27 protein-coding genes and 1 pseudogene are annotated in these 26659 nt (G+C 64.1%); 13 read left to right on the forward strand and 15 right to left on the reverse strand.

The window, feature by feature from the left end; genetic code table 11:
• Nucleotides 1-3: 3 nt before the first annotated feature.
• Nucleotides 4-2151, forward strand: a complete 2148-nt coding sequence (locus HWX39_RS02010) for a multicopper oxidase domain-containing protein (protein WP_175965329.1) — start codon at nucleotides 4-6, stop codon at nucleotides 2149-2151.
• Between the two features lie 237 nt (nucleotides 2152-2388).
• Complete coding sequence (locus tag HWX39_RS02015) at nucleotides 2389-3054, forward strand: DJ-1/PfpI family protein (protein ID WP_175965330.1); 666 nt, start codon at nucleotides 2389-2391, stop codon at nucleotides 3052-3054.
• A 490-nt stretch (nucleotides 3055-3544) separates the two neighbouring features.
• On the opposite strand, the pseudogene HWX39_RS02020 reads toward HWX39_RS02015, so the two are convergent.
• Nucleotides 3545-4332 (reverse strand): annotated as a pseudogene (locus tag HWX39_RS02020) (ISL3 family transposase); the annotation flags it as partial.
• 162 nt (nucleotides 4333-4494) lie between these two features.
• Between HWX39_RS02020 and HWX39_RS02025 the strand changes: the two are divergent.
• Nucleotides 4495-5268: an isocitrate lyase/phosphoenolpyruvate mutase family protein gene (locus HWX39_RS02025; RefSeq protein ID WP_175965331.1), complete on the forward strand. Its 774-nt coding sequence runs from the start codon at nucleotides 4495-4497 to the stop codon at nucleotides 5266-5268.
• On the forward strand, nucleotides 5255-6301 hold the full coding sequence (locus tag HWX39_RS02030) for a methylated-DNA--[protein]-cysteine S-methyltransferase (protein WP_175965332.1): 1047 nt from the start codon (nucleotides 5255-5257) through the stop codon (nucleotides 6299-6301). The genes HWX39_RS02025 and HWX39_RS02030 overlap by 14 nt, the downstream gene beginning before the upstream one ends.
• A 402-nt stretch (nucleotides 6302-6703) precedes the next feature.
• Here HWX39_RS02030 and HWX39_RS02035 read toward each other — a convergent pair whose 3' ends face one another.
• The 7 genes from HWX39_RS02035 to HWX39_RS02065 form a co-directional block, all read right to left on the reverse strand.
• On the reverse strand, nucleotides 6704-6991 hold the full coding sequence (locus HWX39_RS02035; RefSeq protein ID WP_175965333.1) for a hypothetical protein: 288 nt from the start codon (nucleotides 6989-6991) through the stop codon (nucleotides 6704-6706).
• Between the two features lie 49 nt (nucleotides 6992-7040).
• Nucleotides 7041-7313, reverse strand: coding sequence for a hypothetical protein (locus HWX39_RS02040; RefSeq protein WP_175965334.1), 273 nt, complete (start codon nucleotides 7311-7313; stop codon nucleotides 7041-7043).
• Nucleotides 7314-7376: 63 nt separating this feature from the next.
• Nucleotides 7377-7574 (reverse strand): hypothetical protein, encoded by a 198-nt coding sequence (locus tag HWX39_RS02045; protein ID WP_175965335.1) that lies wholly within the window; start codon nucleotides 7572-7574, stop codon nucleotides 7377-7379.
• Between the two features lie 101 nt (nucleotides 7575-7675).
• Nucleotides 7676-7924 (reverse strand): hypothetical protein, encoded by a 249-nt coding sequence (locus HWX39_RS02050; RefSeq protein WP_226200187.1) that lies wholly within the window; start codon nucleotides 7922-7924, stop codon nucleotides 7676-7678.
• Nucleotides 7925-8052: 128 nt separating this feature from the next.
• Nucleotides 8053-8235, reverse strand: a complete 183-nt coding sequence (locus HWX39_RS02055; protein ID WP_175964990.1) for a hypothetical protein — start codon at nucleotides 8233-8235, stop codon at nucleotides 8053-8055.
• 825 nt (nucleotides 8236-9060) lie between these two features.
• Entirely contained in the window at nucleotides 9061-9504 is a 444-nt protein-coding gene (locus tag HWX39_RS02060) for a hypothetical protein (RefSeq protein WP_175965336.1), read from the reverse strand.
• Between the two features lie 242 nt (nucleotides 9505-9746).
• Complete coding sequence (locus HWX39_RS02065) at nucleotides 9747-10352, reverse strand: TetR/AcrR family transcriptional regulator (RefSeq protein ID WP_175966037.1); 606 nt, start codon at nucleotides 10350-10352, stop codon at nucleotides 9747-9749.
• Between the two features lie 110 nt (nucleotides 10353-10462).
• On the opposite strand from HWX39_RS02065, the gene HWX39_RS02070 reads away from it, so the two are divergent.
• Genes HWX39_RS02070 through HWX39_RS02080 form a run of 3 tightly spaced genes read left to right on the forward strand, consistent with a single transcriptional unit; the run spans nucleotide 10463 to nucleotide 13370 of the window.
• Nucleotides 10463-11518 (forward strand): sugar phosphate isomerase/epimerase family protein, encoded by a 1056-nt coding sequence (locus tag HWX39_RS02070; protein ID WP_175965337.1) that lies wholly within the window; start codon nucleotides 10463-10465, stop codon nucleotides 11516-11518.
• A 29-nt stretch (nucleotides 11519-11547) separates the two neighbouring features.
• Complete coding sequence (locus HWX39_RS02075) at nucleotides 11548-12429, forward strand: alpha/beta hydrolase (protein ID WP_175965338.1); 882 nt, start codon at nucleotides 11548-11550, stop codon at nucleotides 12427-12429.
• 2 nt (nucleotides 12430-12431) lie between these two features.
• The gene (locus HWX39_RS02080; protein WP_175965339.1) at nucleotides 12432-13370 is read left to right on the forward strand and encodes an alpha/beta hydrolase; all 939 of its coding nucleotides are present in this window, start codon (nucleotides 12432-12434) and stop codon (nucleotides 13368-13370) included.
• 405 nt (nucleotides 13371-13775) lie between these two features.
• Here HWX39_RS02080 and HWX39_RS02085 read toward each other — a convergent pair whose 3' ends face one another.
• From HWX39_RS02085 to HWX39_RS02095, 3 genes are read right to left on the reverse strand one after another with little or no spacing between them, the layout of a single operon-like run.
• Nucleotides 13776-14507 carry a polysaccharide deacetylase family protein gene (locus HWX39_RS02085; RefSeq protein WP_175965340.1) on the reverse strand — a complete coding sequence of 244 codons (732 nt, stop codon included), beginning with the start codon at nucleotides 14505-14507 and terminating at the stop codon, nucleotides 13776-13778.
• Nucleotides 14474-15097: a hypothetical protein gene (locus tag HWX39_RS02090; RefSeq protein ID WP_244134873.1), complete on the reverse strand. Its 624-nt coding sequence runs from the start codon at nucleotides 15095-15097 to the stop codon at nucleotides 14474-14476. Before HWX39_RS02090 ends, HWX39_RS02085 begins: the two co-directional genes overlap by 34 nt.
• Nucleotides 15097-16242 (reverse strand): glycosyltransferase family 4 protein, encoded by a 1146-nt coding sequence (locus HWX39_RS02095; protein ID WP_175965341.1) that lies wholly within the window; start codon nucleotides 16240-16242, stop codon nucleotides 15097-15099. The genes HWX39_RS02090 and HWX39_RS02095 overlap by 1 nt, the downstream gene beginning before the upstream one ends.
• Before the next feature lie 610 nt (nucleotides 16243-16852).
• On the opposite strand from HWX39_RS02095, the gene HWX39_RS02100 reads away from it, so the two are divergent.
• On the forward strand, nucleotides 16853-18157 hold the full coding sequence (locus tag HWX39_RS02100; RefSeq protein WP_175965342.1) for a dicarboxylate/amino acid:cation symporter: 1305 nt from the start codon (nucleotides 16853-16855) through the stop codon (nucleotides 18155-18157).
• 509 nt (nucleotides 18158-18666) lie between these two features.
• Complete coding sequence (locus tag HWX39_RS02105; protein WP_175965343.1) at nucleotides 18667-20601, forward strand: SMP-30/gluconolactonase/LRE family protein; 1935 nt, start codon at nucleotides 18667-18669, stop codon at nucleotides 20599-20601.
• On the opposite strand, the gene HWX39_RS02110 is transcribed toward HWX39_RS02105, so the two are convergent.
• Nucleotides 20576-20974 carry a hypothetical protein gene (locus HWX39_RS02110; protein WP_175965344.1) on the reverse strand — a complete coding sequence of 133 codons (399 nt, stop codon included), beginning with the start codon at nucleotides 20972-20974 and terminating at the stop codon, nucleotides 20576-20578. The two genes, HWX39_RS02105 and HWX39_RS02110, sit on opposite strands and share 26 nt — an antisense overlap.
• Here HWX39_RS02110 and HWX39_RS02115 point away from each other — a divergent pair.
• Complete coding sequence (locus HWX39_RS02115) at nucleotides 20958-21797, forward strand: peptidylprolyl isomerase (RefSeq protein WP_175965345.1); 840 nt, start codon at nucleotides 20958-20960, stop codon at nucleotides 21795-21797. The two genes, HWX39_RS02110 and HWX39_RS02115, sit on opposite strands and share 17 nt — an antisense overlap.
• Before the next feature lie 25 nt (nucleotides 21798-21822).
• On the opposite strand, the gene HWX39_RS02120 is transcribed toward HWX39_RS02115, so the two are convergent.
• Together HWX39_RS02120 and HWX39_RS02125 are read right to left on the reverse strand one after the other, a co-directional pair.
• Nucleotides 21823-22260, reverse strand: a complete 438-nt coding sequence (locus tag HWX39_RS02120) for a GNAT family N-acetyltransferase (protein ID WP_175965346.1) — start codon at nucleotides 22258-22260, stop codon at nucleotides 21823-21825.
• 128 nt (nucleotides 22261-22388) lie between these two features.
• Entirely contained in the window at nucleotides 22389-23294 is a 906-nt protein-coding gene (locus tag HWX39_RS02125; protein WP_175965347.1) for a LysR substrate-binding domain-containing protein, read from the reverse strand.
• A gap of 162 nt (nucleotides 23295-23456) precedes the next feature.
• Between HWX39_RS02125 and HWX39_RS02130 the strand changes: the two genes are divergently transcribed.
• Nucleotides 23457-23957: a lipocalin-like domain-containing protein gene (locus HWX39_RS02130; RefSeq protein WP_175965348.1), complete on the forward strand. Its 501-nt coding sequence runs from the start codon at nucleotides 23457-23459 to the stop codon at nucleotides 23955-23957.
• Between the two features lie 12 nt (nucleotides 23958-23969).
• Here HWX39_RS02130 and HWX39_RS36045 read toward each other — a convergent pair whose 3' ends face one another.
• On the reverse strand, nucleotides 23970-24365 hold the full coding sequence (locus HWX39_RS36045) for a hypothetical protein (RefSeq protein WP_244134874.1): 396 nt from the start codon (nucleotides 24363-24365) through the stop codon (nucleotides 23970-23972).
• A 132-nt stretch (nucleotides 24366-24497) separates the two neighbouring features.
• Here HWX39_RS36045 and HWX39_RS02140 point away from each other — a divergent pair, with 132 nt between their 5' ends.
• On the forward strand, nucleotides 24498-25793 hold the full coding sequence (locus tag HWX39_RS02140) for an MASE1 domain-containing protein (protein ID WP_175965349.1): 1296 nt from the start codon (nucleotides 24498-24500) through the stop codon (nucleotides 25791-25793).
• Nucleotides 25794-25806: 13 nt separating this feature from the next.
• The gene (locus tag HWX39_RS02145; protein WP_175965350.1) at nucleotides 25807-26622 is read left to right on the forward strand and encodes an alpha/beta fold hydrolase; all 816 of its coding nucleotides are present in this window, start codon (nucleotides 25807-25809) and stop codon (nucleotides 26620-26622) included.
• Nucleotides 26623-26659 lie beyond the last annotated feature (37 nt).

The following is a 26659-nucleotide window of genomic DNA, read 5'->3' on the forward strand; positions in this document are numbered from 1 at the left end:
GCAATGTTGATGCTTGTGGCCAACGAACCCGCGCTGGCGCAATTGGCCGCGCAGCCTTTTCTTCCTCCGCCAAAGCTGGCAGAGAAGGGGCCGCTGGAAGCGCTGGCGACAATCGAGAAGCAACCCTCTGCGACGACATGCAATCCTTCGGGCGATATCACGCGTGACGGGCAGACCGTCACGCTCAACCTGGAGGTCGAGAAGCGAGAGAACCAGATCTACAACCCCGGCAATCCCAACGGAGCGGAGGATCGCGTCAGGCTGAGGTCGTATGGCGGCTGCCTTTCCGGCCCGCTGCTTGAACTGAAACCCGGAAACACGCTGCGGGTGAATCTTGACAACCGGCTGGACAAGCATGACCCGAGCTGTCCTGGCGGGCGCGATCCGGCGGGCGGGAGGCCAGGCTGCTTCAACACGATCAACATGCATTTCCACGGACTGCATGTGTCGCCTGCCGGAAACAGCGACAATGTCCTGCTCAACGTCGGCCCGCAAACAAAATTCGAGTACGAGATCAACATCCCGTCCGATCATCCATCGGGCACCTTCTGGTACCACGCGCACCGCCACGGCTCAACTGCGCTACAAGTCGCGAGCGGAGCGGCAGGGCCGCTGATCGTGCGCGGCAATCGGCGCTACGTCGGTGCAGCGCCGGGAGACATCGATACCATCCTGCACGACGCCTCGGGACGGCCGATCCCCGAGCAAATCTTCCTCTTCCAGCAAATTCCGTACGCTTGCTTCGACGACGAAGGCAAGATCATCCAGGCGAAGGGCCAATGGTCATGTCCGGCTGGAAAGGTCGGTGTCGTTGAAGACTTCAACGAGCAACTCTCTTCGTCAACCGTATGGGACGACAGCGGCCGGTTCACAAGCATCAACGGCGTTGTCCAACCGACGCTACGTAACGTAGCCGCTGGGGAGATTCAGCGCTGGCGCTTCATCCATGCAGGCATCCACGACACGATCAACTTGCAGATCGTGCCAATGGCCACCAATACGCCTGAGTCCCGGGCGGCACTCGCGGGCGTACTGACGGGTTCGCGCAAGGAGCAGCTGGCCGCGGTCGCGGCACTCTGCCCGGTGCTTGTGCCGGACAAGAGCAAGCCTGTCGACCTGGTGCCACAATTTGAAATCGCATCAGATGGCCTGACCCGTACGGCCATACGCGCGATCGGCGTCGATAAGAAAAGCGTGAGCGGCGGCATCGGCAGCAATTTCCTGCAGCCGGGCTATCGCAGCGACGTGTTGATCGCGTTCCCGCGGCCAGGTACCTATTGCATCCTGAACCAGGCTGCAACGCCTGCGGAGCGGGCCAACGCTGGCCCCCATGGCGGGCCGGGCGGCCAAGGGCCAAACGAGACGCAGCTGCTCGCAACGGTGATCGTGTCGGACGGCAAGCCTGTGGCTGGCGATCTCAAAACCTATGTCCAGCAGGCTCTCTATGACGGGAACAAGGCCGACAAAACGCTTCCACCCGCGGCCCTGAATGGGCTGCTGGCAGGTGACCTGACACCCTGGCGTGCCATGGACGACCTCAGGAATGTGGCTGTCAACCCCGCTGTGCAGAAGGTCGATTTCTTCATCGGCAATCCGCCCTTCCCGCCGGCGCCGCCTGCCACGCCGCCAGCCAAGCCGGGTGCGCCTTGGACTGGCCCGTTCGGTTTCTACATCAACTACAAGGCCTACGATCCAGACCGCGTCGACTTCACGCGCCAAGTGGGGACCACGGACGACTGGGTGCTCACCTCGCAGGGCGAACCGCATATCTTCCATATCCATGTCAACCCGTTCGAGGTGATGGATGTCCGCTACGCGCCGCCAGGTGCGCAGCCCAAGAGCATCTTCGGCCCGAACGGAGAGTGCCTGGTTCCGCCCGACGACATCGGCCTGCAAAACCAGTATTGCGGGATGTGGCACGTCTTCAAGGACACCGTCTTCGTGCAGAACAACTACCAGGTGCTTGTGCGCACGCGTTACGACCGCTACATCGGCGAGTTCGTTATCCACTGCCATATCCTCGATCACGAAGACGGCGGGATGATGACCAACATCCGCATTGTTCCGGATGCGACGGCCCCCGGCGGCGGCATCGGCATGGTTGGCATGAATCACGCGAACCACAACCATCCGACCGGCGACTTCCCCTAAGCCAGCGTCAGGGCTTCCACACCGTAGCTTGGCGATACCATCGCTCATGCCTGCGGTGCTGATTGGCCTACGCCATGAGTTTTCTTTCGTCGAAATTCGGGAACCGCTTCCCGTATGAGTTGATGGGCAACCCCACCATCGAGGTAAATATCCCGCTGGGGACGGACTGACGGATCAGGTGCCTCTTCGCAACAGGCGCCGCTGTGAGCCCTTCCCGGAGTGACCTGGAGATACGCCATGACGCAAGAACGTCCGCCGTTCCACATCACGATCCCGATCTATCCCGGTGTTGACCTGCTGGACGTGGCCGCGCCGGTCGAGCTGTTCAGTTGGATGGCCGAAACCTGGACCACGCGGGCGACGACGATCACCCTGGCTGCGGAGCACCTGTCTCCGCTCAAAACTCGCGATGGCCTGATCCTCACGCCGCAGCGTCGATTTGCCGACTACGCCGAGCCTGTATCCCAAACACACTTGTTATGGGTGCCGGGTGGGAATCCGAGTGCCCTGCAGCAGTTGATGCAGGGTGGCCCGTATCTGGACTTCCTGAAGGCGCAGAGCGCTGGCGCGGACTACGTCTCGTCCGTATGCGAGGGTGCCATGCTGCTCGCCGCCGCAGGTCTGCTCGATAACTATCGGGCGACCACGCATTGGGCGTTTATCCCTTGCTTCAGCCAATTCCCCGCGATCAAGGTAGCCGAAGGCTTCCCTCGCTATGTCATCGACGGCAACCGGATCACCGGCGGCGGCATTTCGTCAGGACTGGATGAGGCGCTGGCCATCATAGCGCGTGTCGCAGGATCGGATGTCGCCAAGCAGGTCCAGATGACCACGCAATATTTCCCGCAACCGCCTTTCGAGCAAACCATCGTTCCGGCCACGCACTGCCCGCTCGATCCGTGATGCCGATGGCGAAGTGCCTCGTTGACCTTCGTGGCACGGACTTCACTTTTGCCGCGTCGCTGGTACGACGGCTGTCCATCGACTACGATGCCGATCGCGAATAATCCGTGGCGGTGTTCCCTGGCAGCGACACTGCCTCGAGATCGCAACGTAGCGAACAAGCAGAGCGATCTCCGGTGCGTACCAAGACGTTCTCGTGTGGGCATGGCCGGCCGAGGCCAACTCGGAGTTCCTCCAGTGCTTGGCATCGAATGGCGTGGCCGGATCTGACGTGCCGCAATTCGCCGCGACGACCCAGGCGACAGTCGCATTTCCTGAACGTCTTCCGTTGGCGGGGGATTTTTTCAAAGACAACTTTTCTGGGAATTCCCGCGCCCAAGGACGTCATTGCTGAGACGGGCGACATCGAGTTATCTCGGAAAAGATGTCCGAGATATTGATTTCGATAGGGTGCCAAAGACATCTTTTCTGAGAGCCCACATTCGTTGTGATGTCGGAGTTGATTGGCCTGATCCACGCGCACCCGGTCGATCACCTCGCGACCGCATTTTGGCCACGACGTGGTACAGATCGAAGACGATTTCCGCTTGCGGGCAGTGTTCGTTGATCTCCGGCTCACAGGCCGTGGTCATGTCGATCGCGACCGCTTCGATGCGTTCGGCACCGCCTTCAGGCAACTGTTCGAAGAAGGTTCGAGCCGTTTCGCGCGAGCGTCCGGGGCCGATCCAGAGCACCTGGTGGCTGATCGGATCGACGACCACTGTCGCATAGCGATGGCCCTTGTGAAGGGCAAATTCGTCCATCGCCAGATAGCGCACTTGCGTCCAGTGGAGTTGCACAATACTGGTTTGCAGACTCGCTTTGTCGATGGATATGACCGTGTGCCAGTTCAAGTCGTAGCACGCTGCCACGGCTTGCACACTGGTCGACTTCAGCAGCACTTCGTAAGCCTTGGCAAACTGGGCCGTGACTCGCGGGTAGCGCTCCTGTCAGTCCAGTTTCTCGAGCCGAGGGCCGCCGCAGTGTTCACACCAGACCCGCCGGCGCGGAACGCGCAGTACCACTCGATACTCGAACAGCGGCAAATCCCGCCCCCGTCGGATCGTCGTCTCATGAATGTACTGGCAGCGCTTGCCGCACTGTTCGCAGTACATCCGCCTTGCTGACCGGCTTGAGATCCAGCGATAGCGTTCGGCTGCTCTCTGACGGCCACTCCACCCGTTCAACACGGTAGCCCGTCCAGCAGCTCAGCGCCTGCAGTGCTTTGCGATCCAGCAATTTGGCATCCAACGCCCGTTTCTAGCAGCATCAGATTACCAATTGCCTCGAAAACGTCCACGGCTTTCCACGATGAACCCAAAAAATACCCGTCTGGTTTTCGGTTGTAAGGTCATCGGTCTGAAACCCATACTTGAACCATATCCAAGTGAGGAACAGTCCATGAAATTTGCCCAACTCCATCAACAAAACGAACCGCTGCTGCTTGCCAATGTCTGGGATGCCACCAGTGCTCGTGCGGCAGAAGCCGCCGGCTACGCGGCGCTCGGAACCTCCAGTGCAGCTATTGCCGATTTGTTGGGCTATGCCGACGGAGAAGGGGTCAGTTTTCCGGAATTGAAGGCACTGGTCGCTCGTTTGCGATCCGTATCCGATCTGCCGCTGACCGTTGATGTCGAGGCTGGCTATGGCGCGACTCCCGAGGCCGTGGTAGCCAATCTCCGCGAACTGGCCGCTCTGGGCGTGGCCGGTGTCAATCTGGAGGACAGCATGGTGCGTGAGGGGCAGCGTACCCTTGTGGACGCAGATACCTTCTCGCGGCGTCTGCACGATATCGATACGGGCTTGCTAGCATCCGGAGTCAAGCTGTTTCTCAACGTGCGCACCGATACCTTCCTGATGGGCGTCGCCCATGCACGTGAAGAAACCCTTGCCCGCGGTCGGCGCTATGCGGAAAACGGGGCAAATGGTCTCTTTGTGCCCTGCGTAACCGATGAAGCGGATATCGCCGCGATCGTCGACGGTATTTCACTTCCGTTGAACGTGATGTGCATGCCGAATTTGCCGTCGTTCGAGCGATTGGCTGCACTGGGCGTCAAGCGCGTCAGCATGGGCAATTTCTTGCACCAACATGCGCTCCAAGTATTACAGAAACTTTTCATCGACGTGCGAGCAAGCCAGTCTTTCAAGCCGGTATTCGATCATGCAAGTCACTGACACTCGGCAGATCGATACTTATTACCGTGCGCTGGTTGAGCGCGCGGCGGACCATGTCGGCATCTTCTACGTTGGGGTGAAGACCACTGGTGTGTTTTGTATTGCGACATGCCGGGCGCGCAAGCCAAAACGCGAGAACGTCGTGTTCTATACAGAGCTCAAGGAAACACTCGACGCCGGTTATCGACCCTGCAAGGTATGCAAGCCGACCGAGAACGCTAACACTGCGCCACCCGAGGTGGCGGAGGCCATCGACTGGGTGCGCACCCATCCTAAGGAGCGCCTGAGTGATTATCTCCTCAGGCAACGCGGTCTTAGTCCGGAGCGTATTCGTCGCTGGTTCCAGCAGCACTACGGGATGAGTTTCCAAGCGTTCCAGCGTTCGCTGCGGATCAATACGGCGCTGGAGGAACTGAAGGCCGGTCGGAGTACCACCGAGGTCGCGTTAGACAGTGGATACGACTCGCTCAGCGGATTCGGCTACACCTGCAGGAAACTGACGGGGCGCGCGCCGACCGAGGCGACGAATGTCATCCTCATCCATCGCTTCACCACGCCCTTGGGACCGATGTTCGTGTGCGCCAGTGAGCAGGGCGTATGTCTGCTGGAGTTCGTTGATCGGCGGATGCTGGAAACCGAATTCAAGGATCTCCAACGACTCTTGCGGGCACGCATCCTAGCTGGGGAAAATGCTCACACGCGCCAAGCCGAGCGCGAAATCGGCGAATACTTTGCCGGCACGCGCAAACAGTTTGATCTGACACTAGACACGCCCGGGAGCCCATTCCAGCAATCGGTATGGCAAGCGTTGCAGGCCGTCCCCTATGGAAGTACGGCCAGTTACGGTGAGCAGGCGGAGAAACTCGGCAAACCCTTGGCAGTGAGGGCAGTAGCGGGCGCCAATGGGGCTAATCGAGTCTCGATTGTCATACCGTGTCACCGAGTGCTGGGGAAGGATGGGACGCTAACAGGTTATGGCGGTGGCCTAGCTCGTAAGCAATGGCTTCTGGATCACGAGAAGCGCCATGCATAAATGAATGATTTTCTGTTGGTCGACTTTGGAGCGGTCGGCCTTTTTTAATGTCGATGGCGCTAGATCACGGTATCGCTAGCAAAAATTTCCGTGCCCTCGTAGGACGTACCCTCCGTAGCTCTGTACAGTCGAGCCCCCTCGCCTGCCTCAAGCGAAACGACGTAGCGAATTACGTCGTCAACGTATCCTTCCAACACTAGATGTGTAACCGTCTTATTAGTCTGCGGAGTGGCGCCGCGATCTTCCGTTGTGATAGTCGGCGAATTGGCCGCGGCCAGATGCGGGTCGAGCTTGGCATCGCGATCCCCGACAGCCCCAGGCGGGTCAATTCCGGGTGAACATCAACGAGAGCGCCGCCCGCGGCCCGAACCAATCAGCCGATGCAGGACGCCGGCAGCCTGATCACATGTCGAGGACCGAAGCTCCGCTCACCTTTCCGTCGATGATGTCCTTTCCCTGCTGCCCGGCGGCACGCCTTGCCATTCCAAAGTCGGAGAATGCATGCGGTTGGCCCAGCCTGAAAACACGGCTTGCGGTGGAGGTTGCGATCGCGCCCGGGCGACATATCCGTACCGCGATGTCATACCCTTCGGCGTAACGGGAATGTCCGTCAAAGCGACTGAATGTGCGGGCGAAGACGAGGGGATGAAGTTCGTACCCCTTGTAGAAAATATGCAGGTGTGTCGACACGTTGGTCACTCCACAGGGGACGACTCGCTATACTCTCGAACGAGGTTTCTCATTTCCGCTGCCGCAGCCGGCTCAGCAACTCGAGCACCATCGTGTCGGCGTCGTTGTTGATCATTTCCGCTCGCAACAGCAGGCCGCCAACACGAACGGTTGCATCCCAACTATCTTCCGTCATGACCTGATGGTTGCGTGCAAGCTGCTCGGCAAGTGTCAGGAGCGCCGCCATTCTTGGCGACTCGCCGGAAGTCCGGCGTTCCTCTCTTCCGGCAATTAGCCGGAACAGACCCAGGACCGACTCGGCGGTAACGGAAGGGATAGTCATTCGAACTTTATACGCTCTTTCGATCCGCCCCGCCCATATATTCACGCCGGCCCCAGAACCTGCCTAGTACCGCCTCGCATACCCCTCGCGATACAGCGACGCGCCGATCGACGTCAGCAGTGTGACCTCATCCTCGCTCAATCGACTCCATGCCTCCGCCAACCAGCCGGCGAACTCGGCGCAAGCATGGTCCAGATCGGCGGCAGCCCTTCCCTGTGCGTTCATCCGCTCGAAGATTGTCATCACGTCATGGGGTGTCATGGTCGGTTCCTTGCAGCAGCATTGTGCAACGCCCGCGCGACGCGCTGACGAACGTCGTGTTATCGATCGAGGCTGCGTAACGACCGAGCCGCGAGGCTGGTTCAATCGATTCCCTGCGTCTTTTCGTACCCCTGGATTTTTTCTTCGAGCAAAGCGCGCGCGAGCGACCGAGCGGCGTCGCGCGCTTCCACGTTCGTCGCAAAATCCCCTTCGGTATCGTGTTGTTCGGAGAAGCCTGGATCCTCTCCGATGCGGTGCAAGTGGACGATGCCGCGATAGCGCCCAGACACGGTCTTCATCACACGAAGGCGCGCCACGTGCGTATGGGTCGTACACACTTCGTCATCCATGATGCCTTCCTTGCCAAGACACTTGGTGAGACAACGACATAGCCGACTTCACCCGCCCGTCGGCGTCCGTGAGCGTGGTTCCCGGAAAACTTCGGCAAGGCGGCGTTATCGCCGCCCGCGCGGAGATGTCAATGTTTGCGATGCATCCACCCCAAGTGATGGGAATCCAACCATTGAACGACGTGCATACCTGGATGTTCGCTCTGGAAACGACGCGCCAACGCGACTGCAACCACCGCGATCACCGCAAGACCAACCACCCATCCAATCATCGACTGAGTCATGACAGCCTCCTTGTGGAATGCAGCCATGACTGAATTCTAGGCGTCTTGCAGGAAGGATTCCGAAGTCCTGCGTCATGCCGCGCAGACGAACCGCCTTCCCAATCATGGGGACGGTACGCTCGCCCTCTACCTGATCGGTAGCGCCCCATATCCAAGGTTCACGAACAACCGCTCGTTGCGTGCGAGCGGGTGCGAAATACACGCTTTCTTGTGGACAATCGGACGAAGGGGAGCGAAACAGAAAATGCCCGCTCATCAAGCAGGCGTTTGAAGAGATGGGGTGGGAACATGCGGCGGAACCACGTCCAAGCCGGTAAGCCTCGCCCCCTGTTTTCTTTCGCCGAACATAGGCTGGCTACGACGTGAGAGCAGCCCCGCAATTTTGCAAACCCGCGACGTGTGTACCCGACCCTATCCCGCCGCACCGGCCTCGATCGATGTGACGTCAGGCAGCGGGTCTTCAGTGCGTCCTCCGGACGTCGCCCGAGATATCGCTAGCCGCTCGGCTGATTCGAAGCGCACCCCGAAGGAGCTTCTGCGCGCTTTCCGAGCCCGTCAGCCGGCTCAGTGTATTGCGATGAAAATGGCGCGGCCGCGCGAATGTTTGCATATCGATATGCAACGCAGCCGCGAAGCGGCGCGCCGAGGCGATCGGCGCGTCGCTCTCACGCTCCGCTCTGATCCCGGATATGACGGGCGTGACCACTTCTATCCGTGCGCGATGTACGCGACGGCGAAGCGATGGCCGATCCCTGCGGTAGGTGCCAGGTCGGAACTTGCGCTGTCGCGACACCCGGTGGCGCCCGGCGGCATGCTGACCGCGATGGTGATGCGGGATTTCGGACGCCGCGTCTAGAGGATTCGGTTCCATGAACCGCTTTCCGATTTCTCTGGCTCGACGAATGCCCAGATCGAGCGGCAGCAGGTGCAGCGACAGTACATGACCGAACCCGCTGAATCGTGGCCTTCGGAAGCAAAATGAGGTTGAGGAATGATTTCGGAGAGGACGCCGCTTGCGACGGCTGCGTCACGACGACGGGTGTATTGCTGATATTCCTGACGCGACGCGAACGCTTTGGGCTTGCCGACACCGAGACAGTGTAGGCAAGCCGGAAGCAGGCGCGCGATCGCGCCGTTGCTTTGCGCTTCACTCCCTCGCATGAGTTTCAGCCATTCACCGCGTGGGACTTGTGCATCCACACGCGCTCTTTCGCCGTCAAGCCACGCGCGTACCTGATGCAGGGCGATCTCTCGTTCGCGATAGCGGCGGAGCATGTTCTGAATATCCTGGTCCATTGCGGTGCGTACCTGATTTTCGATGAACGTTGTCCGGCAGAAACACGGTGAGGGACGCGATTCCGTGTGCGCGAATATTCCCGGTGGTGGCGACGTGCCGCGAGAGGCGATGCCTCGAGGTCCGGAAGCACTTGAATTGCGCTTCCTTCCGGTGTGCTCAAACCGGAGGGTGACAACGATTCAGCGTTCCCGACTGCGTCCGCGTCGCGATCGGAGCGCCGCGTCCCGTCAGTCGTGCCGCGTCACGCCGCGTCGCGCACCGCCATCGCGAGCGGCAGCATCGCCGGCCCGATGGAGGCGAGCAGCCGCTCTTTCGATACCCCGTCGCGGGATTGCACTGAAATGCCGTGCAACTGCGTCGCGTAGAAATCGGCCAGCGCCTTGATGTCGGTGCCCCGCGCGAGTTGCCCCTGTTCGGCCGCGAGCTGCAGGCGCTCGACGATCGAGTGTGTGCGTGCGCGCCGATGGGCGGCCAGCCATTCCATCACCCCTTCGTTTTCGGCGGAGTAGTTGGTGGCGGCGGAGACCACCATGCAGCCGTGCGGCTGGCCGCGCCGGGTATAGGCGGCGACGGCGTCGCGCAGCATCCGTTCGACGGCTGCGCGGACATCGCTTTCCTCGACGAGCGCGCGATCGGCGAAGCCGCCTTCGCCTTGCTCGTAGAGCGCCACGGCCTCCTGGAACAATGCTTCCTTGCTGCCGAAGGCGGCATAGATGCGCGCTGACGCGATGCCCATCGCTTCGACCAGGTCGGACATCGACGTGCCTTCGTAGCCGTGTCGCCAGAACGCCAGCATCGCGCGTTTCAGCGCCGTGTCGCGATCAAATTCTCTCGGTCGTCCCGCCATATCCCTTTCGTCCGTCGTCACATCGTGCACCGATTTTATCGCGCGCCGTGTTGACACGTGCCGTACCGCTACCCTATTCTTTGTCGATCAACAAACAATAGGAGTTGATCATGCGTACCCTCAAGGGCCCCAGTCTCCATCTCGCGCAGTTCGCCGACGATGCGGTGCCGTTCAACAGCTTGCCGAACATCGCGCAATGGGCGGCCGGCGTCGGCTTCAAGGCGTTGCAGATTCCCGCGTGGGAAGGCCGGCTGTTCGACGTGGCGACGGCCGCGGAAAGCCAGGCCTATTGCGATGACGTGAAGGGGATGTTGGCCGAACACGGGCTGGAGATCAGCGAACTGACCACGCACATCTTCGGGCAACTGGTCGCCGTGCATCCGGCGTACGACGCCATGTGCGACAACTTCGCGCCCGAGGCCGTGCGTGGCAACCCGAACGCGCGTACCGCGTGGGCGCTGGATCGGCTCAAGCTGGCCGCGCGGGCTTCCCGACGCCTGGGGCTGACCGACATGGGCACGTTTTCGGGCTCGTTCGCGTGGCCCTACCTGTTTCCGTTCCCGCAACGGCCCGCCGGCCTGATCGAGGCGGCCTTCGACGAGCTGGCGCGCCGCTGGCGGCCGATTCTCGACGTCTGCGATGAAAACGGCGTCAACCTCTGCTACGAGATCCATCCCAGCGAAGACCTGCACGATGGCGTCAGCTTCGAGCGTTTTCATGCGCTGGTCGGCCAGCACGCACGCTGCAAGATACTGTTCGATCCGAGCCATTTCGTGCTGCAGCAGCTGGACTATCTCGCGTACATCGATATCTACCGCGACCACATTCGCATGTTCCATGTGAAGGATGCCGAGTTTCGGCCTTCGGGCCGACAAGGCATTTACGGCGGCTACGGTTCGTGGCTCAAGCGCGCCGGCCGGTTCCGCTCGCTCGGCGACGGTCAGGTCGACTTCAAGGCGATTTTTTCGAAATTTGCTCAGTACGACTATGCAGGATGGGCCACCCTCGAGTGGGAATGCTGCCTCAAGGACCAGGAGGACGGCGCGCGCGAAGGGGTTGCGTTCATCAACGACCACATCATCCGGGTGACGGAGCGCATCTTCGACGACTTCGCCGGTGCCGCGGTCGATCAACGGCAAATCCACGACATGCTCGGCATCGCCTGAGCCGCCCCCCATTGCGAGGAACCATCAATATGTCCGCTCAACTTCAATCGTCAGCCGACGCTCAACGCGTTGCCCATCAATACGTCCGCGTCGACGGCCAGCGCATTCATTGCGTGACGGCCGGCGCAGGCACCCCGGTCCTGCTGATTCCGGGATGGCCGCAAACCTGGTACGCATGGCGTCATGTGATGCAGGCGCTCGCCGCGCGCGGCTTCATGGCCATCGCGGTCGATCCGCCCGGCACCGGCTATTCCGACCGGCCGCATGCGGGTTACGACACGGGCCACACGGCGGCCACGTTGCATCGCGTGATGGTGCAACTGGGCTTCGATGTGTACCAGGTGGCCGGCCACGACGTCGGCATGTGGGTGGCCTATGCGCTGGCGAGCGATCGGCCCGAGGCGGTGAAGTCGCTGGCGCTCACGGAGGCGGTGATCCCCGGGCTGGCGCCGGCGCCGTCGATCTTCGCTCCGCCGGAACAGAACATCTTCCTGTGGCATTTCATGTTCAACCAGCTGGCCGACCTGCCCGAGACGCTGATTGCCGGACGTGAACGCGCCTATCTGGAGTTCATGTTCAACCGCTGGTCGTTCCGGCGCGATTGCGTGGCCGTCGACGTGTATATCGACGCCTATGCGGCGCCGGGCGGCCTGCGCGGCGGCTTCTCCTATTACCGTGCGATTCCGGAGACGATCCGGCAGAACCAGGCGCGGGCGCAGCGCAAGCTGACGATGCCGGTGCTCGCGATCGGCGCCGAACATGCCACCGGCGATGCGCCGCTGGTCACGATGCGCGACAACGCGACGGATCTGCAGGGCGCGGTCGTGCCCGATTGCGGCCACTTCATCATGGAAGAGGCGCCCGACGCATTCATCGGCCATCTGCTGCCGTTCCTGGAACGGAGCCGCTGAACATGCCGATCGACGACAACATCGCCGCGCTGCTGGCGCGCCTGGCGCTGGCTGAAGCGCCTGCGTCGCTGGGCGCGTTGCGGCAGGCGACCGAGACGACACTGCGAGGCTGGCACGGGCCGCTGGAAGCGGTCGACCGCACGGAAACCTTCGCGGTGCCCACGCGCGACGGGCGGCAGATTCGCGTGCGGGCCTATTGGCCGGCGGTCGCGGCGGCGCGCGCGGCACGGCGGCCAGCGATCGTTTATGCGCACGGCGGCGGGTGGTGCCTCGGCACGCTCGAGCTTTACGACAATCCTTGCCGCGCGCTGGCCAACGCGACGCAGTGCGTCGTGCTGTCGGTCGATTACCGGCTCGCGCCGGAGCATCGGTTTCCGGTGCCGGTGGACGATTTCTGCGATGCGCTGGACTGGGTGTTCGGCGAGGCGGACGGCCTGGGGCTGGACCCGGCGCGCATCGCCGTCGGCGGCGACAGTGCCGGAGGCAACCTTGCAGCGGCTGCCTGCCTGGTCGCACGGGAGCGGGGCGGCCCGTCGATCGCGCATCAACTGTTGCTGTACCCGCCGCTGGATGCGTCGATGAGCACGACGTCCTATCGGACCTGCGGGCAGGGCTACTACCTGACGCAAGCCATCATGCAGTATTGCTTCGACCTGTACCTGACCGATCCGGCCGATGCCGGCTCACCCTGCGTGTCGCCGCTGCGGGCGGCTTCGGTCGGGGGTCTGCCACCGGCCACGTTGCTGGCGTGCGAGTACGATCCGGTGCGCGACGACGCGCACGCGTATGCGGAACGATTGCGGGAGGCCGGTGTGCCGGTCGAATTGGTCGTGCTGCCGGGGATGATCCATGCGTGCATCCATATGGTCGGCGTGACGCCGGCAGCCCGCCAGGTGTTCGACGTGGCCGGCGCGTGGATGCGCAGGGCGTTCCAGCGGTGAGCGCATGGCCGTGCGTGGAGGGTTGCACGGTCCGGCGGCCATGCGATATCAGGAAGACCGGTGCGATTTCCGCGATGTCGACGGACTTCCTGTCCGACAGCAGGTTGTCTAGATTCTTCTCCATGCACGCACTTTTCATCACGACCACCACCACGACCGCCCATGGCGGGCCGGGAGGAGGTTGCGCGTCGTAGGTCAGTGCGTCGAACTCACCCCAAGCCCCGCCGGAAACGGATGGGGCTTTTTTCATGCTCCGCCTGGCCGGCCTCGAACGTCAGCGGAGAACATGATGGATGAGTGCGCGCGTCGGGATGGTTCCGTTTTATGGGAATCGCGCTGGCCGGCCTGCTCGCATTCCGCGGGCAGCGCCCGGAATAGCCGGGGCCACGGTCGCGGCGGCGTGAACTACCTGCGCCTCCGAACCCGCGCCTTTGCACACTTGAACCACAGTCGCATCGCACCGACGCCGCCGGCGACCGGAATCCGCGGCAACAGGAACCGATCGTCGTACGCATCGGCGCAGCCGCGCCGGGTCGTCGTCGCGTTGTGGTACCCCGCGGCGGCGACCTGGTCGCGCACGCGCGGGTCCAGATCGCCGTACGGGTAGCAGAACGATTCGACGGGCTGGCCGCTCAACGCTTCGAGCCGCTGCTTCGATTCGATGATCTGAACCGCCGATACGTGCGCCGGCACGTGCGACAGCGCGACGTGATCGAGCGTATGCGAGCCGATTTCATGGCCGTGATCGCGCCATGCGAGCATGTCGGCGTACGTCATGAGCGGCGAGCGTGCGGTATCGGCGCCCGCGTCCCAGTCGTTCTCGCCGCCGAACCGGCCGGCGACGAAGTAGCAGGTCGCGGTGAAGCCGAACGCGTCCAGCACGGGCATCGCATGCGTCAGCACGTTGCGAAAGCCGTCGTCGAACGTGATGCCGAAGACCTTCCCGCTGCGCTCGCCGCGCAGGTACGGTTGCAGTTCGCGCACGCTCAGGCCGCGGTAGCCGAGCCGCCTGAACAGTGTCATCTGGCGGCGGAACGCGTCGGGCGCGACGCTCAGGCCGCGCAACCGGTCGAGCGGCGGCGGCGTGCGGACCTGGTGATACATCAGGATCGGGTAGCGCGTGGCGGGCAGCAGCATGAGCGGGTCGCGAGAACGGGGAATGACGCGGCCTTGCGGAAAATCCGCAGGGTTTTGAAGTCGCCGACTTCGACGAAATCGGCATTTGCCGCCCATTGCTCGATGATCGGCTCGGCCTTCCGGTACGCCGACGAGCCCTTGTAGAACAGCAAGTGGCCGTCGCGCGCGGTATGGCGTGCGAACAGGTCGAGCACGTCGGCGTCAGTCTTCGCGCCGTAGCGGCTGTTCGTCTCGTCGCGGAATTCGCACAGATGGAACAGCGTGACGACGTCGAACGCCGGCAGCAGGTCCGAGTTGCTCGTGTAGATGTCGCCGAAATAGGCCAGATAGGTCTTGCTCACCTCCGGTTGCCGCGTGACGAGATCGACGTACGACTTGTATTCCTTCGGCGACGCCGTCACGCCGAAGACGGTGTTGTTCAGGTGCGGCCGCGCGCATTCCACGCCGACATGGTGGTGGCCGCCGGTGCCGAAGTGATAGATGCGGATGCCGTTGAGGCGCGCGGTTTCCAGCCATTCGACGAAGTGCACGTCGCACGGGCACTCCTGCGTGCGCAGGTCCCAGTACTTCTTCCAGATGTTCATGGCCATCAAACGGACCTCATGGACGTCACCCGACGATACGGGTTGTGGCGAATCGATTTCTGGTAGACGGACAGCGTCGCGTCGACGAATCGTTCGAACGAGAACTCGCGCTTGCCCTTCAGCCGCGCGTTGTGTCCCATCGCTTGCACGCACCCGGGCTCGCGCATGATCGCGCGCAGGATTGCCTCGATCGCTTCGGGTTCGCGCGGCGGGACGACCCAGCCGTCCACGCCCGGCTCGACGTTCTCGGGCAGCCCGCCCACGCGCGTCACGATCACGGGGCAGCCGAGCGACATCGCTTCGCGGCACGCATACGACAGGCTCTCCTGGTACGACAGCACGAACGACACGTCGACGATCGAGAACGGTGTCCGCACGTCGTCGAGCCGGCCGGTGAAAGCGGTGCGCGCGGCCATGCGGTGCAGCGCGATCTGCTCGCGTTGCTCGCCGGTCGGCTCCGCGCCGACCAGCAGCACGCGAAACCGCTCGCGCTCGTGTTCGGGCAAGCGGCCCAGCGCCGCGATCAGGTCCATCCAGCCTTTCTCCGGCGTGGTGCCGGCGCTGCTGCCCAGCACGATCGCGTCCGCGCCGGACGGCCCGAACAGCGCGATCTTGCGGCGGCGGATTTCGTCGCCGGCCAGTCGCTCCGCGGCCTGCCGGCGCACGCCGTGCTTGACGACCGTCACGTTTCCATACGGCGACCGGAGCGCGAGCATGCCCGCCACGTAGTCGCTGACCGCGATGGTGTGGTCGGTTGCCAGCCGGGCGCGCAGCACGTTGCCGAAGCTGTCGGCGCGATAGGTGTTGTGCTTGGTGAGCACGACCGCCGGCCGATACCGGCAGCCGAGCAGCGCGAGCATCACCTGCCGGTGATCGGCGGACCCGTTGACGTGGATGACGTCGAAGCGCTCGGCGACGATCCGCTGGCGCAGCCGGAGGATTTCCTGGCACATCCGGTTCCAGCGCGGCTTGAATTCCATGTCGAAGATGGCCACGTCGGGACTGTCCTTCAGCAGTCGCGACAGGCGGCTGCCTTCCGGTGACGCAACGGTCACGCGATGATGCCGGCTCATCGCGGCGGCGAGATCGCGGACGTAGGTGTCCTGGCCGCCGCCGTAGTCGCCGTGGAAGTTGGTATACAGTATGTTCATCACGATGCCGCCTTTCCTCGATCATTCATTGGGCAGGATTACTGATAAAAATGAATACCTCAGCCGGTTGAGAGCAATGATTCGAATCCGGTTCTGTGCTGCCGATGCACGATTGCGCATCGGCGCCCGGGCGGGACGTCACCTCGAATCGTTGCCAAATATTACAGACGCGTTACGGGCCGTAGTGTCAAGGTCTGCGCATCTTTGTGAGAATGTGTCGCGATCGTTGGCCGTGTCGTCACGCAGTGCGATGCCGCCTTGGGGGCGAGGGGGAGTCCGGCGACGTGTTTCCACTCGCCGGCACATGAACCGTGGCGAGCCCGGTGCGAACGGCGAGGTGGCCCGGTTACCCCGCCGCCGACCGCGCAGGAAACGGGCAGGATCGCGACAAAACCCGCCTTTTCGACGACATCCGGACGCCGATCAACCCGGCTGACTTTCAGATTTGAAAGCCGGGGTGCCATTTGCGTTAGAATGCCCCCCCTTGTCCGCCATGGCGACTGCCAACGGCGGACTTGTCGCACCCAGTGAGACATGGGTTTCGATTCGTAGCCGGGCGCGAAAGCTGTGCCAGCCGTTAGCAACATACGCTTTGTGATTTGGATTACTAATGAAGAAGAAGCACAACATCACCAAGTACATCGTTGTCGCGATGATCCTTGGTATCGCAGTGGGTTACGCCTGTCATAGCGCATTTCCCGACCCGAACATGGCAAAGGAGGTGGCCGGCTACGTGTCGTTGCTGTCCGACGTGTTCCTGCGCCTGATCAAGATGATCATCGCGCCGCTGGTATTCGCGACGCTGACCGTCGGCATCGCGCAGATGGGCGACGGCAGCGCGGTGGGCCGCGTCGGCGTCAAGGCGTTCGGCTGGTTTTTCATCGCGTCGTTCACGTCGTTGCTGCTCGGCCTGCTGACCGCGACGATCCTGCAACCGGGCAGCCATCTGAGCCTGCCGCTGCCGGCGTCCGATGCGGCCCTCGGCCTGAAGACGGGCGCCTTCACGCTGAAGGACTTCGTGGTCCACCTGGTGCCGAAGTCGATCGCGGAAGCGATGGCGAACAACGAAATCCTGCAGATCGTCGTCTTCTCGATCTTCTTCGGTACCGCGCTGTCCGCACTCGGCGAGTCGGGCAAGCGCCTGACCGGCGTGATCGACGATCTCGCGCAGGTGATGCTGAAGGTGACGGGCGCGGTGATGTGGTTCGCGCCGGTCGCGGTGTTCGCGGCGCTGGCGTCGACGATCACGACCCAGGGGCTCGGCATCCTGCTCACGTTCGCGAAGTTCATGGCGAGCTTCTACCTGGCGCTGGCGCTGCTGTGGGGCGTGCTGACGCTCGCCGGCGTGACGTTCCTCGGCAAGCGGGCGTTCACGCTGATCCGGCTGATTCGCGAGCCGTTCCTGCTGTCGTTCGCGACGGCGAGCTCCGAAGCCGCGTATCCGAAGCTGCTGGACGCGCTCGACCGCTTCGGCGTGAACCGCAAGATCTCGAGCTTCGTGCTGCCGATCGGCTATTCGTTCAACCTCGACGGCTCGATGATGTACTGCACGTTCGCGGTGCTCTTCATCGCGCAGGTGTACGGCATCCATCTGCCGCTGGGCACGCAGATCACGATGCTGCTGATGCTGATGGTCACGTCGAAGGGGATGGCGGGAGTGCCGCGCGCGTCGCTGGTCGTGATCGCGGCGACGCTCAACCAGTTCAACATGCCCGAAGCCGGGTTGCTGCTGATCATGGGCGTCGACATGTTCCTCGACATGGGGCGCTCGGCCACCAACGCCGTCGGCAACTCGATCGCGGCGGCCGTGGTCGCGAAGTGGGAAGGGCAGCTCGACGACCCGCGCGACGACAACGATCCGGACAACGGACGCGGCATGCAGGTGAAGGTGCCGGAGACCTCGGCATCGGCATGAGGCACGGCCGTGCGGCAGCGCAGCGGTAGTGGCGCGTTGGCTGCTCGCCGGTAATCGATGATCGCCGGCCTGGATTCGATATGGATTCAGGTCGGCGATTGTGTTTGGCGGAATCATTCCACCCTGAATGCGGCGGACTGCCCCGATTCCCTGAAGCCGGCGCTCGCCGTTTCAACCGGTCGTCGTTGATCGAGCGGCGATTTTCCCGATCCCCGATCCGACGCGTAAGTGACCATTCACTGCCGCGCAGCCGCGCTCGCCGTCAGCACGCATGAGCGCGACAGGCAATGCATCGAGGCCGAACCCGTGAAAAGCGCAACGGCGCGAGCGGTCCGCAATTTTTTTCGATTTATATGGCGCTATTCTCGCGCTGCGCATGATCGAACCCATGCGGCACGTAATACCGACTGCGCCGGATGATTCAGGGGAAATATTGACGCCTCGCGGCTTTCAAGCCATCCGGCCGGCCCTTCATGTGAATGTTCGCACCCTTCAGGAGCGCATCCGTCATGGTCGCCAGACAACGGTTTCAGGCTGCACTTCTTGCCGCAGCGATCGCCGCGATTACCCCCTGCGTTCATGCACGCAACACCACCGACTGGCTGGCGAACACGTATGGCACGCTCGCGGCCCACGTCGGAAACGTCGCGCGCTCGATGTGGGTCGCGCCCGAAGGCGTGATCTACACGGCATCGATGTGGGACGAGGATGAGGGGGGTGTCGCGATCTACCGGAACGGCAAGAGCGCCGGCTCGATCGGCACGCACTCGGAGTTCCAGGGCAGCGCGATCACGGGCAACGCGACCTCGCTGTTCGTCGCGCTGCAGGCGGGCAAGACGTACGGCAGCGGCGCGGTGGGGCGCTACAACCGCGCAACGAAATATCGCGACCGCGTCATCCAGGTCAGCGCGGCGACCAACCAGCCACGCATCGACGTCGTCACCGGGCTCGCGACGGCCGGCTCGCTGCTCTATGCGAGCGACTTCTACGGCAATCGCGTGCGCGTGTTCACCACCGACGGCCTGTGGCAGCGGGATATCAGCGTATCGGAGCCGGGCGCGCTCGCGGTGGACGGCGCGGGCAACGTGTGGGTGGCGCAGAAGCGCGCGGGCTCGATCGTCGGCTTCAGCCCGGCCGGTGCGCTGCTGAACACGATCCGGATGCCGGCCGGGTCGCAGCCGTCGGCGCTGTATTTCGATGCGGCGGCCGGGCAGTTGCTGGTGGGCGACGCAGGCCCCGACCAGAACATCAAGCGCTATACCGTGTCGGGCCGGCCCGCGCTGGCTGGCACATTCGGCGTGCGCGGCGGCTATCTCGACACGACGACGGGCATCAAGGGGCAGGTCGGTGCGCAGCGCTTCACGCGCATCGTCGGGCTCGGCAAGGACACCGGCGGCACGCTCTACGTGCTCAACAATCCGTGGGGCGGCAGCTGGGATCTCGGCCGCAACGGCGCGACCGACATCCATGCGTACAGCAGCACCGGCAGCCTGCGGTGGACGCTGCAGTCGTTGAACTTCGAAGGCATCGCCGCACCGGATCCGGTCACGGATGGCGCGCTGTTCTACGGCGGCACGCACGTGTACCGCGGCAGCGCGGGCGGCACGTTCGTCGCGAATACGGTCGACCCGTTCACGTATCCGGCCGATCCGCGCATCGACATGAGCGACACGCAGCGCGACGAGCATTTCGGGCTGCTCGCGTCGGTGGGCGCGAACCGGATTCTCGTCGCGGCGGGCCAGAACCCGCCGATTTTCTACTTCTTCCACTTCGACGCGGCGAACGGCTATATCGCGATCCCGGACGGCTCGATCCCGGGCCCCGCGTTCAACACGACGCGGCGCGTGACGAGCGGCTTCAGCATCGACAGCAAGGGCGACGTGTGGGCCGGCCTCGACAAGACCGGCGCGATTACCCACTACCCGCTGGCCGGCTTCGACGCGAGCGGCAAGCCGTCGTGGGGCCCGGGCGTCGCGACCCGCGTGCCCGACAGCATCCAGCCGCTCACGCGCATCGTCTATCTCGCGGACAGCGACACGATGGTGCTCGCGCAGGGCGCCGTCGGGAGCAACGACTGGACCTCGATCGGCACGCGCATCGAGGTGTATCACGGCTGGCGCGCGGGCAACACGACGAAGCCGGACCCGGTGATCACGCTGCCGCACAGCGGTGCGAAATCGATCGACGCGGTGGGCAACCATCTGTTTGTCGGCTACTGGTTCAGCAGCAGCGGGCCGATGTGGCCGAACGTGGACGCGTTCAACCTCACCACCGGCAACCTCGACACCACGCTGGTCAACGCGAGCCCCGCCACCGTGGATACCAGCAGCGCCATCGATGCGATGTACAGCATCCGCGCGTACCGTCGATCGAACGGCGAGTACGTGGTGATGAAGAACAACGTGAAAGGAAACAGCATCACCGTGTACCGGTGGACGCCCTGACCTTGACGAGGCGCGCGCGGCCGCCTCGACCCCGGTCGGCGGCCGGGCGCGCGAAGCAATGACGGCATTCGTCGCGATTTCGCCGGATTTCCACGCCGTTTCCATCGAATTTCCACATCACGCGTTTGTCATGACCGGCGTGCGCAACGCGCGCCTCATCGCCCGCCGGGCGGCCGTCCCCCAACCACACGACGCGGAAAATCGGTTCCGGGCACAATGACAGCGGCACCGGCACGCACTGCGCGTGCCCGCGACGATGAACCGAATCGACTGACTGGTAGCGCCGGCGCATTGCAGCGCCGGCGAATGTGCGCGGCAGCCCCATGCCGTGTTTTTTGAGCCGAAGTGACGAAACGATGAAGATGAAAACCACACCGAACCGCCTGTTGCTGATCGCCATGCTGGCCGGCGCGCTGAGCGGTACTGCCCACGCAGAGACGGCGGCGCCCACGGCGACCGTTGCGACGGTCAACGGCACACCGATCACGCAGGCCGACGTCGATGCGTTGCTGCGCGCGTCCGGTCAACCCGATTCGCCGCAGATCCGCCAGGCGATCAAGAACCAGCTGATCACGCGCGTGCTGGTTCAGCAGGCCGCCGAGAAGGCGAACTACGCCGACAAGCCCGAGGTCAAGGCGGCGGTGCAGCAGGCGAAAGCGAATGCCGAAGTGCAGCTTTACCTGCGCGACAACGTGAAGCCCGAGCCGGTGACCGAGGAACAGGTCAAGGCGCGCTACGACGAACTCGTGGCCACGCTCGGCAAGAACGAGTACAAGCCGCGCCTGATCATCGTCCAGGACCCGGTGACGGCCGCGACGGTGCTGAGCGAGCTGAAGGCGGGCAAGTCGTTCGAAGGGCTGGCGCGTCAGTACAGCATGGCGCCGAGCCGCGATGCCGGCGGCGAACTGCCGTGGGTGAGCTTCCACACGCCGGCGACGGAAGGCAAGACGTCCGGCTTGCCGTTGCCGGTCGCGCAGGCGCTCGAGAAACTGAAGGTCGGCGCCGCGACGAGCGATTCGATTCCGGTCGATGGCGTGCGGGCGATCGTGAAGCTGGATGCGAAGCGGCCGACGCAGGTGCCGAGCTTCGCGACCGCGAAACCGGGGCTTCAGCAGCAACTGCAGGCGGCCGCCGTGGAGAAGGCGAGTGCGCAGATGATCGGCAACTTGCTGAAGGACGCGAAGATCACGCAGTAATGCGGCGACGTCGACACGCCGGACGTCACGCGCGCCAGACCATGCTCGCACTCGTTTCGGTTTCCGATTCGCTGTGGAAGCCGAGCCGTTCGTAGAGCCGCCGCGCCGGGTTGCCATGCAGCACGCTGAGCGATACCGGCACGTGCGCGCGTGCGGCGTCGCTCAGTAGGGCGTTCAGCACCGCTTCGCCGATGCCCCGGCCCTGGCGCGCGGGGAGGATCTGGATCTGGTGAACGTGCCACTCGTCGGTCGCGCGCGTCACCTTCAGCAAGCCGATGGCGTCGTCGCCTTCGCAGACGATCATCGCATCGTCGAAATTCGCGCGAATGCGCCGGTCGTGCGCTTCGTCATCGGTCGGCGCGCCAACGCGTTGCAGGTGCTCGGTCATCGTCAGGCGCCGCAGGTTCAACAGGAACGGCAGGTCGGCGGCAGACGCCGCGCGCAGGCGGATTGCGTGTGTCATCGGGCGGACTCGTTCGTTCGGGCATTCGGGATCGACGACGGGAAGGTGGCCCCCGCGGCGCATCATTCCCGATGGCGGGCAGCCAGTCAAAGGGCGCGGCGCCGAATCCGGCGCGCATGCGTGGCCGGTCATGCGGCGTGCCGGCCGGACGCCTTTTGCACATCGGCGAGATTGGCGATCAGCGTGTCGACCACGACGCGTTTCAGGCTCACGAGCGCGGAAGGCGCCTCGCCTCCCCCCGCGTGGACGCACACGTCGACCGACGGCAGCGGCGGCAGGCCGTCGCGCTCGCCGAGCGGCCGCAGCGTCGGCGGCACCCCCGCCATCGTTCTCGCCGTGATGCCCAGTCCGCCCGCAACGCCGGCCCACAGGCTTTGCAGGCTGCCGGTCGTGTAAGCAAGCCGCCACGGGATGCCGGCCTGGTCGAGCGCATCGGTGCCCGCCTTGCGGAACAGGCACGGCGGCTTGTACAGCGCCAGATCCAGCGGCGCGCCGGCGCGCGGACGCACGTCGATGCCTTGCGGCCCGATCCACGCCATCGGCAGCGTGACCAGGTGTTCGGCGTCGGCGCGATGCCCGCGGCCCATCGCGAGCACGATGTCGAGTTCACCGCCATCGAGCCGGTCGAGCAACGCGCCGTTGCCGTCGACGACGATGTCGACGCGCACGCCCGGGTGCGTGCGCTTGAACTGGCCGAGCGCGACGGGCAGCCACGATTCGGCGAAGTCGCCGGGCAGCCCGAATCGCACGGCCCCCTCGATCGCCGCGCCGCGGATCGCGCCGACCGCCTCGTCGTTCAGTTCGAGAATGCGGCGCGCATAGGACAGCATCAGTTCGCCGGCCTCGGTCGGCACGAGGCCGCGCCCCTGGCGGCGAAACAGCGGCTGGCCGATCTGCGTTTCGAGCTTGCGCATCTGCTGGCTGACCGCCGACTGCGAGCGGCCGATCCGGTCGGCGGCGCGGTTGAGGCTGCCGAGCCGATCCGCGGCGAGCAGCGTGCGCAGCGCATCCATGTCGAGATTCGGAAGCGTCATGATTCGGTTTTACTTATGAATCGATTTCGAATTATCGTATTTATTGCACATTCTCGTCGCTACCATCAAGTGAACCGGTCGTTCCGGTTCACGGGGATGCGCGCGGTACGCGGCTGTGGATCTCCGTGAGGTTGCTTCCCTTCTTTTTGACGAGGACAGTGAATGAACATCCGCTCGATATTCCGCCAAGGCTTTCCCGGCATGCTGCTGGCCGCATCGATGATGCCCGGCGACGCATCGGCCGCGCCGTCGCTCGCGGGGACGTGGACGCTGGTCGCGGCAGACGTACAACATCCCGACGGTACGATCGGACGCGACTTCGGTGCCGATCCGAAGGGGCTGCTGCTGATCGACGCGCACGGGAACTATTCGCTGCAGATCTTCAGGTCGGAACGCCCGCGCTTTGCGTCGAACGACAAGGCGACCGGCACGCCGGACGAATTCCGGGAAGTCGTGCTCGGCTCGAGCACCCACTACGGCACGCTGACCGTCGATCCCGCGAACCACAAGCTCGCGTTTCACATCAGCAATGCGTCGTACCCGAACTGGGCCGGGCAAACGCAGACGCGACGCTATCAATTGAAGGACGGCGAACTGAGCTACCGCGTGCCGCCGCGTGCCAACGGCGACATACCGATCTCGGTGTGGCGGCGAGTGGATTGACGCGAGAGGGCGTCACGGCCCCGGCGACTGAACCTGCAGGCCGGCCGGGCGATGTTCGAGGCCATCCGTGACTGCGTATTCGGTTTTTGCTTGGTCCGAGGTTTGCCACTGCCACTGCGGCATGCGTACCTGGCGGGCGAGCACGTTGCCCTTGCTGAAGCTGATCTGACCATAGTCATAGTTCATGCACGACAGGAAGCCGGCGTCGGTGATCGCCGCGTGAATCTTCGCCGTGCCGTCGTACTGCCGCCGCTGCCGCCGCTGCTGCCGCTGCTGCCGCTGATGCCGCTGATGCCGGGTACGATCCACCGGCCGCGGGCGATTTTGGCCGCCCGGCCAAAACGACGTTCCGACATGCCCCTGACGTACCGGGCACACACCGAACTTTTCCGATATTTTCCCGGTCACAACCGCCAGCGTGCGGGCGCACCGTCGCCCGCACGCGCTTCCGGCTTCCGGTATTCCCCGGCCCGCCCCGTCCGAATATCATTCGCACATCGCGCGCCTGCCGCCCGCAGGCGCAGCACACAGGGATTCTCGATGGACACCAAACGATCGCGGCCGGGCCTCGCCGCCGCGCTGCTCTGGGCGGCGCTGTATCTCGCGACCGGCTACATCTCGCACCAGTTCAACGGCCCCGTCCGGCTGACCGGCTATATCTGGCTGCCGGCCGGCGTGACGGTCGGCGCGTTCATGCTGCGGCCGATGCGCGAGTGGCTGACGCTGGCCGGCGCATTCCTGGTCGGGCAGCTCGCGCTGAGCGGCATCGAACAGGGCAATCTGGTCAACGCGGTGCTGTTCACGGTCGACGAGGTCGGTGCGGCCGCGCTCGCGGTGTGGCTCGTCCAGCGCGTGCGCTTCTCGCTCGAAGGGCTGTACTTCCTGCGCTCGGTGATCCTCGCCGGCCTGATCGCGGGCGTGGTCGGCGCGATCGGCGGCGCGGCCTGGTACACGGTGGTCAAGGGCGCGCCGTTCTTCGACGTGTGGTCGGTGTGGGGCGCGTCGGATTTCGTCGGCGTGCTGCTGGTCACGCCGGTGCTCGCGTCATGGTCGCGCTTTCGCGCGCACCGCTCGGGCGACCACGAACGCTTCGACCTGGTGCTCGGCATGGTCTCGTTCGTGCTGGTCGTGGTCGTCGCGCTCGTGATCTTCGACGGCGACACGTCGCGGAAATTCGGCACCGGCGCCGGCTTCGCGCTGACGTACATCCCGCTGTTCCTCACCGTCGCGGTGACGCTGCTGCTCGGCGGCCGCGCGGGCTCGTCGTCGGTGCTCGCGCTCGCGCTGATCGTGATCGAGCAGACCGCGCAGGGTGACGGCCCGTTCTCGTCGTTTCACGAGCATTACGGGAGTGCGCTGCTCGAGGCGCAGCTTTATCTGGCGGTCGCGTCGCTGCTGGTGCTGACGGTGAGCACGCTGAAGACGACGCGCGAACGCGTGCACGAGCATGCGGCGGTCCTGCAGAACAACATGGAGCTCGCGCTCGCGAGCGCCGGCCAGATCGCGTACGTGCTCGATCCGGAATCGGGGCGGATCGAGTGGAGCGGCGACGTCGAGCGCGTGTTCGGCGTCGGCGTCGATGCGTCGCAGATCGCGAGCGTGCCGCTCGTGCTCGAGCGCGTGCAGCCGGGCGACCGCGAGGCGCTGCGCGACTACTGGGATGCGGAGATTGCAGGCGAGGACCGCGCGTCGCTGTCGCTGCGCATCGTGCAGCGCGACGGCGGCACGCAGACGATCACCGATCACGGCGCGCCGCTGCTCGATTCGAATGTCGACGTGACGGTGGTGGCGGGCGTCTGGCAGCTCGAGCGCGTGTGGCCGGCGGCGGACGAATGAGCGGACGCGCGTCATGAGCGGCCGCACGGGCGTCCTGCTGATCCACGGGCTCGGCGGCACGCAATACGATCTCGGTTCGCTGCACAAGGCGATGCGGCGCGCGGGCGGCGATACGCACATGATCACGCTGCCGGGGCACGGCACACGCCCGGAGGATCTGGTCGGCGTGCGCGCGGAGGCATGGCTCGACGCGGTGACCGAGCAGTATCGCGCGCTGGAAAACGACTACGACACGCTGCATGTCGCGGGCATGTGCATGGGCGCGCTGGTCGCGCTGCTGCTGTGCCACCGTGTGCAGCACGCGCGCGGCCGGCTTGCGCTGCTGGCCACGCCGGTGTTCATCGACGGCTGGTCGACGCCGTGGTACCGGGCGTTGCGGCATGTGCTGTACCGCGTGCCGGGTGTGGCGGAACGGATGCGTGTCGAGGAAGGCGATCCGTTCGGCATCAAGAACGCGACGATCCGCGCGATCGTGAAGAAGAAGTTCGAGCGCGAGGACAGTTTTCACTATGCGTGGGTGCCGCTCGCGTGCGTGCGGCAGGTCGACCGGATGCGCGGCTGGGCGCTCGAGGCCGCGGCCGGCACGCCGTGCCCGACGCTCGTGGTGCATGCGCGCGAGGACGAACTCACGAGCCTGCGCTCGGCCGATTTCCTGCTGGAAAAGATGCCCGACGCGCGCGGGATCGTGCTGGAGAACAGCTATCACATGATCTGCGCGGACAACGATCGCGACGACGTCGCGCGCCACGTGCTCGAATTCTTCGGGTTCGATCCGGTGCATGCGGTGAGCCCGGCGATGGCGCGCAGGATGGGGCGGCTGGCGTCGTGAGACGTCGTGCGAAGCGAGCCGACGGTACGGCTGCGGC

The sequence above is a fragment of the Burkholderia sp. BCC0322 genome (assembly GCF_902833045.1).
GTDB lineage: Bacteria > Pseudomonadota > Gammaproteobacteria > Burkholderiales > Burkholderiaceae > Burkholderia.

Coding starts and splice junctions, on each gene's coding strand:
- HWX39_RS02010 (WP_175965329.1), top strand. CDS start 4: ATGTTGATGCTTGTGGCCAACGAACCCGCGCTGGCGCAATTGGCCGCG.
- HWX39_RS02015 (WP_175965330.1), top strand. CDS start 2,389: ATGACGCAAGAACGTCCGCCGTTCCACATCACGATCCCGATCTATCCC.
- HWX39_RS02025 (WP_175965331.1), top strand. CDS start 4,495: ATGAAATTTGCCCAACTCCATCAACAAAACGAACCGCTGCTGCTTGCC.
- HWX39_RS02030 (WP_175965332.1), top strand. CDS start 5,255: ATGCAAGTCACTGACACTCGGCAGATCGATACTTATTACCGTGCGCTG.
- HWX39_RS02040 (WP_175965334.1), bottom strand. CDS start 7,313: ATGACTATCCCTTCCGTTACCGCCGAGTCGGTCCTGGGTCTGTTCCGG.
- HWX39_RS02045 (WP_175965335.1), bottom strand. CDS start 7,574: ATGACACCCCATGACGTGATGACAATCTTCGAGCGGATGAACGCACAG.
- HWX39_RS02050 (WP_226200187.1), bottom strand. CDS start 7,924: ATGGATGACGAAGTGTGTACGACCCATACGCACGTGGCGCGCCTTCGT.
- HWX39_RS02055 (WP_175964990.1), bottom strand. CDS start 8,235: ATGGCTGCATTCCACAAGGAGGCTGTCATGACTCAGTCGATGATTGGA.
- HWX39_RS02060 (WP_175965336.1), bottom strand. CDS start 9,504: ATGGACCAGGATATTCAGAACATGCTCCGCCGCTATCGCGAACGAGAG.
- HWX39_RS02065 (WP_175966037.1), bottom strand. CDS start 10,352: ATGGCGGGACGACCGAGAGAATTTGATCGCGACACGGCGCTGAAACGC.
- HWX39_RS02070 (WP_175965337.1), top strand. CDS start 10,463: ATGCGTACCCTCAAGGGCCCCAGTCTCCATCTCGCGCAGTTCGCCGAC.
- HWX39_RS02075 (WP_175965338.1), top strand. CDS start 11,548: ATGTCCGCTCAACTTCAATCGTCAGCCGACGCTCAACGCGTTGCCCAT.
- HWX39_RS02080 (WP_175965339.1), top strand. CDS start 12,432: ATGCCGATCGACGACAACATCGCCGCGCTGCTGGCGCGCCTGGCGCTG.
- HWX39_RS02085 (WP_175965340.1), bottom strand. CDS start 14,507: ATGCTGCTGCCCGCCACGCGCTACCCGATCCTGATGTATCACCAGGTC.
- HWX39_RS02090 (WP_244134873.1), bottom strand. CDS start 15,097: ATGGCCATGAACATCTGGAAGAAGTACTGGGACCTGCGCACGCAGGAG.
- HWX39_RS02095 (WP_175965341.1), bottom strand. CDS start 16,242: ATGAACATACTGTATACCAACTTCCACGGCGACTACGGCGGCGGCCAG.
- HWX39_RS02100 (WP_175965342.1), top strand. CDS start 16,853: ATGAAGAAGAAGCACAACATCACCAAGTACATCGTTGTCGCGATGATC.
- HWX39_RS02105 (WP_175965343.1), top strand. CDS start 18,667: ATGGTCGCCAGACAACGGTTTCAGGCTGCACTTCTTGCCGCAGCGATC.
- HWX39_RS02115 (WP_175965345.1), top strand. CDS start 20,958: ATGAAGATGAAAACCACACCGAACCGCCTGTTGCTGATCGCCATGCTG.
- HWX39_RS02120 (WP_175965346.1), bottom strand. CDS start 22,260: ATGACACACGCAATCCGCCTGCGCGCGGCGTCTGCCGCCGACCTGCCG.
- HWX39_RS02125 (WP_175965347.1), bottom strand. CDS start 23,294: ATGACGCTTCCGAATCTCGACATGGATGCGCTGCGCACGCTGCTCGCC.
- HWX39_RS02130 (WP_175965348.1), top strand. CDS start 23,457: ATGAACATCCGCTCGATATTCCGCCAAGGCTTTCCCGGCATGCTGCTG.
- HWX39_RS02140 (WP_175965349.1), top strand. CDS start 24,498: ATGGACACCAAACGATCGCGGCCGGGCCTCGCCGCCGCGCTGCTCTGG.
- HWX39_RS02145 (WP_175965350.1), top strand. CDS start 25,807: ATGAGCGGCCGCACGGGCGTCCTGCTGATCCACGGGCTCGGCGGCACG.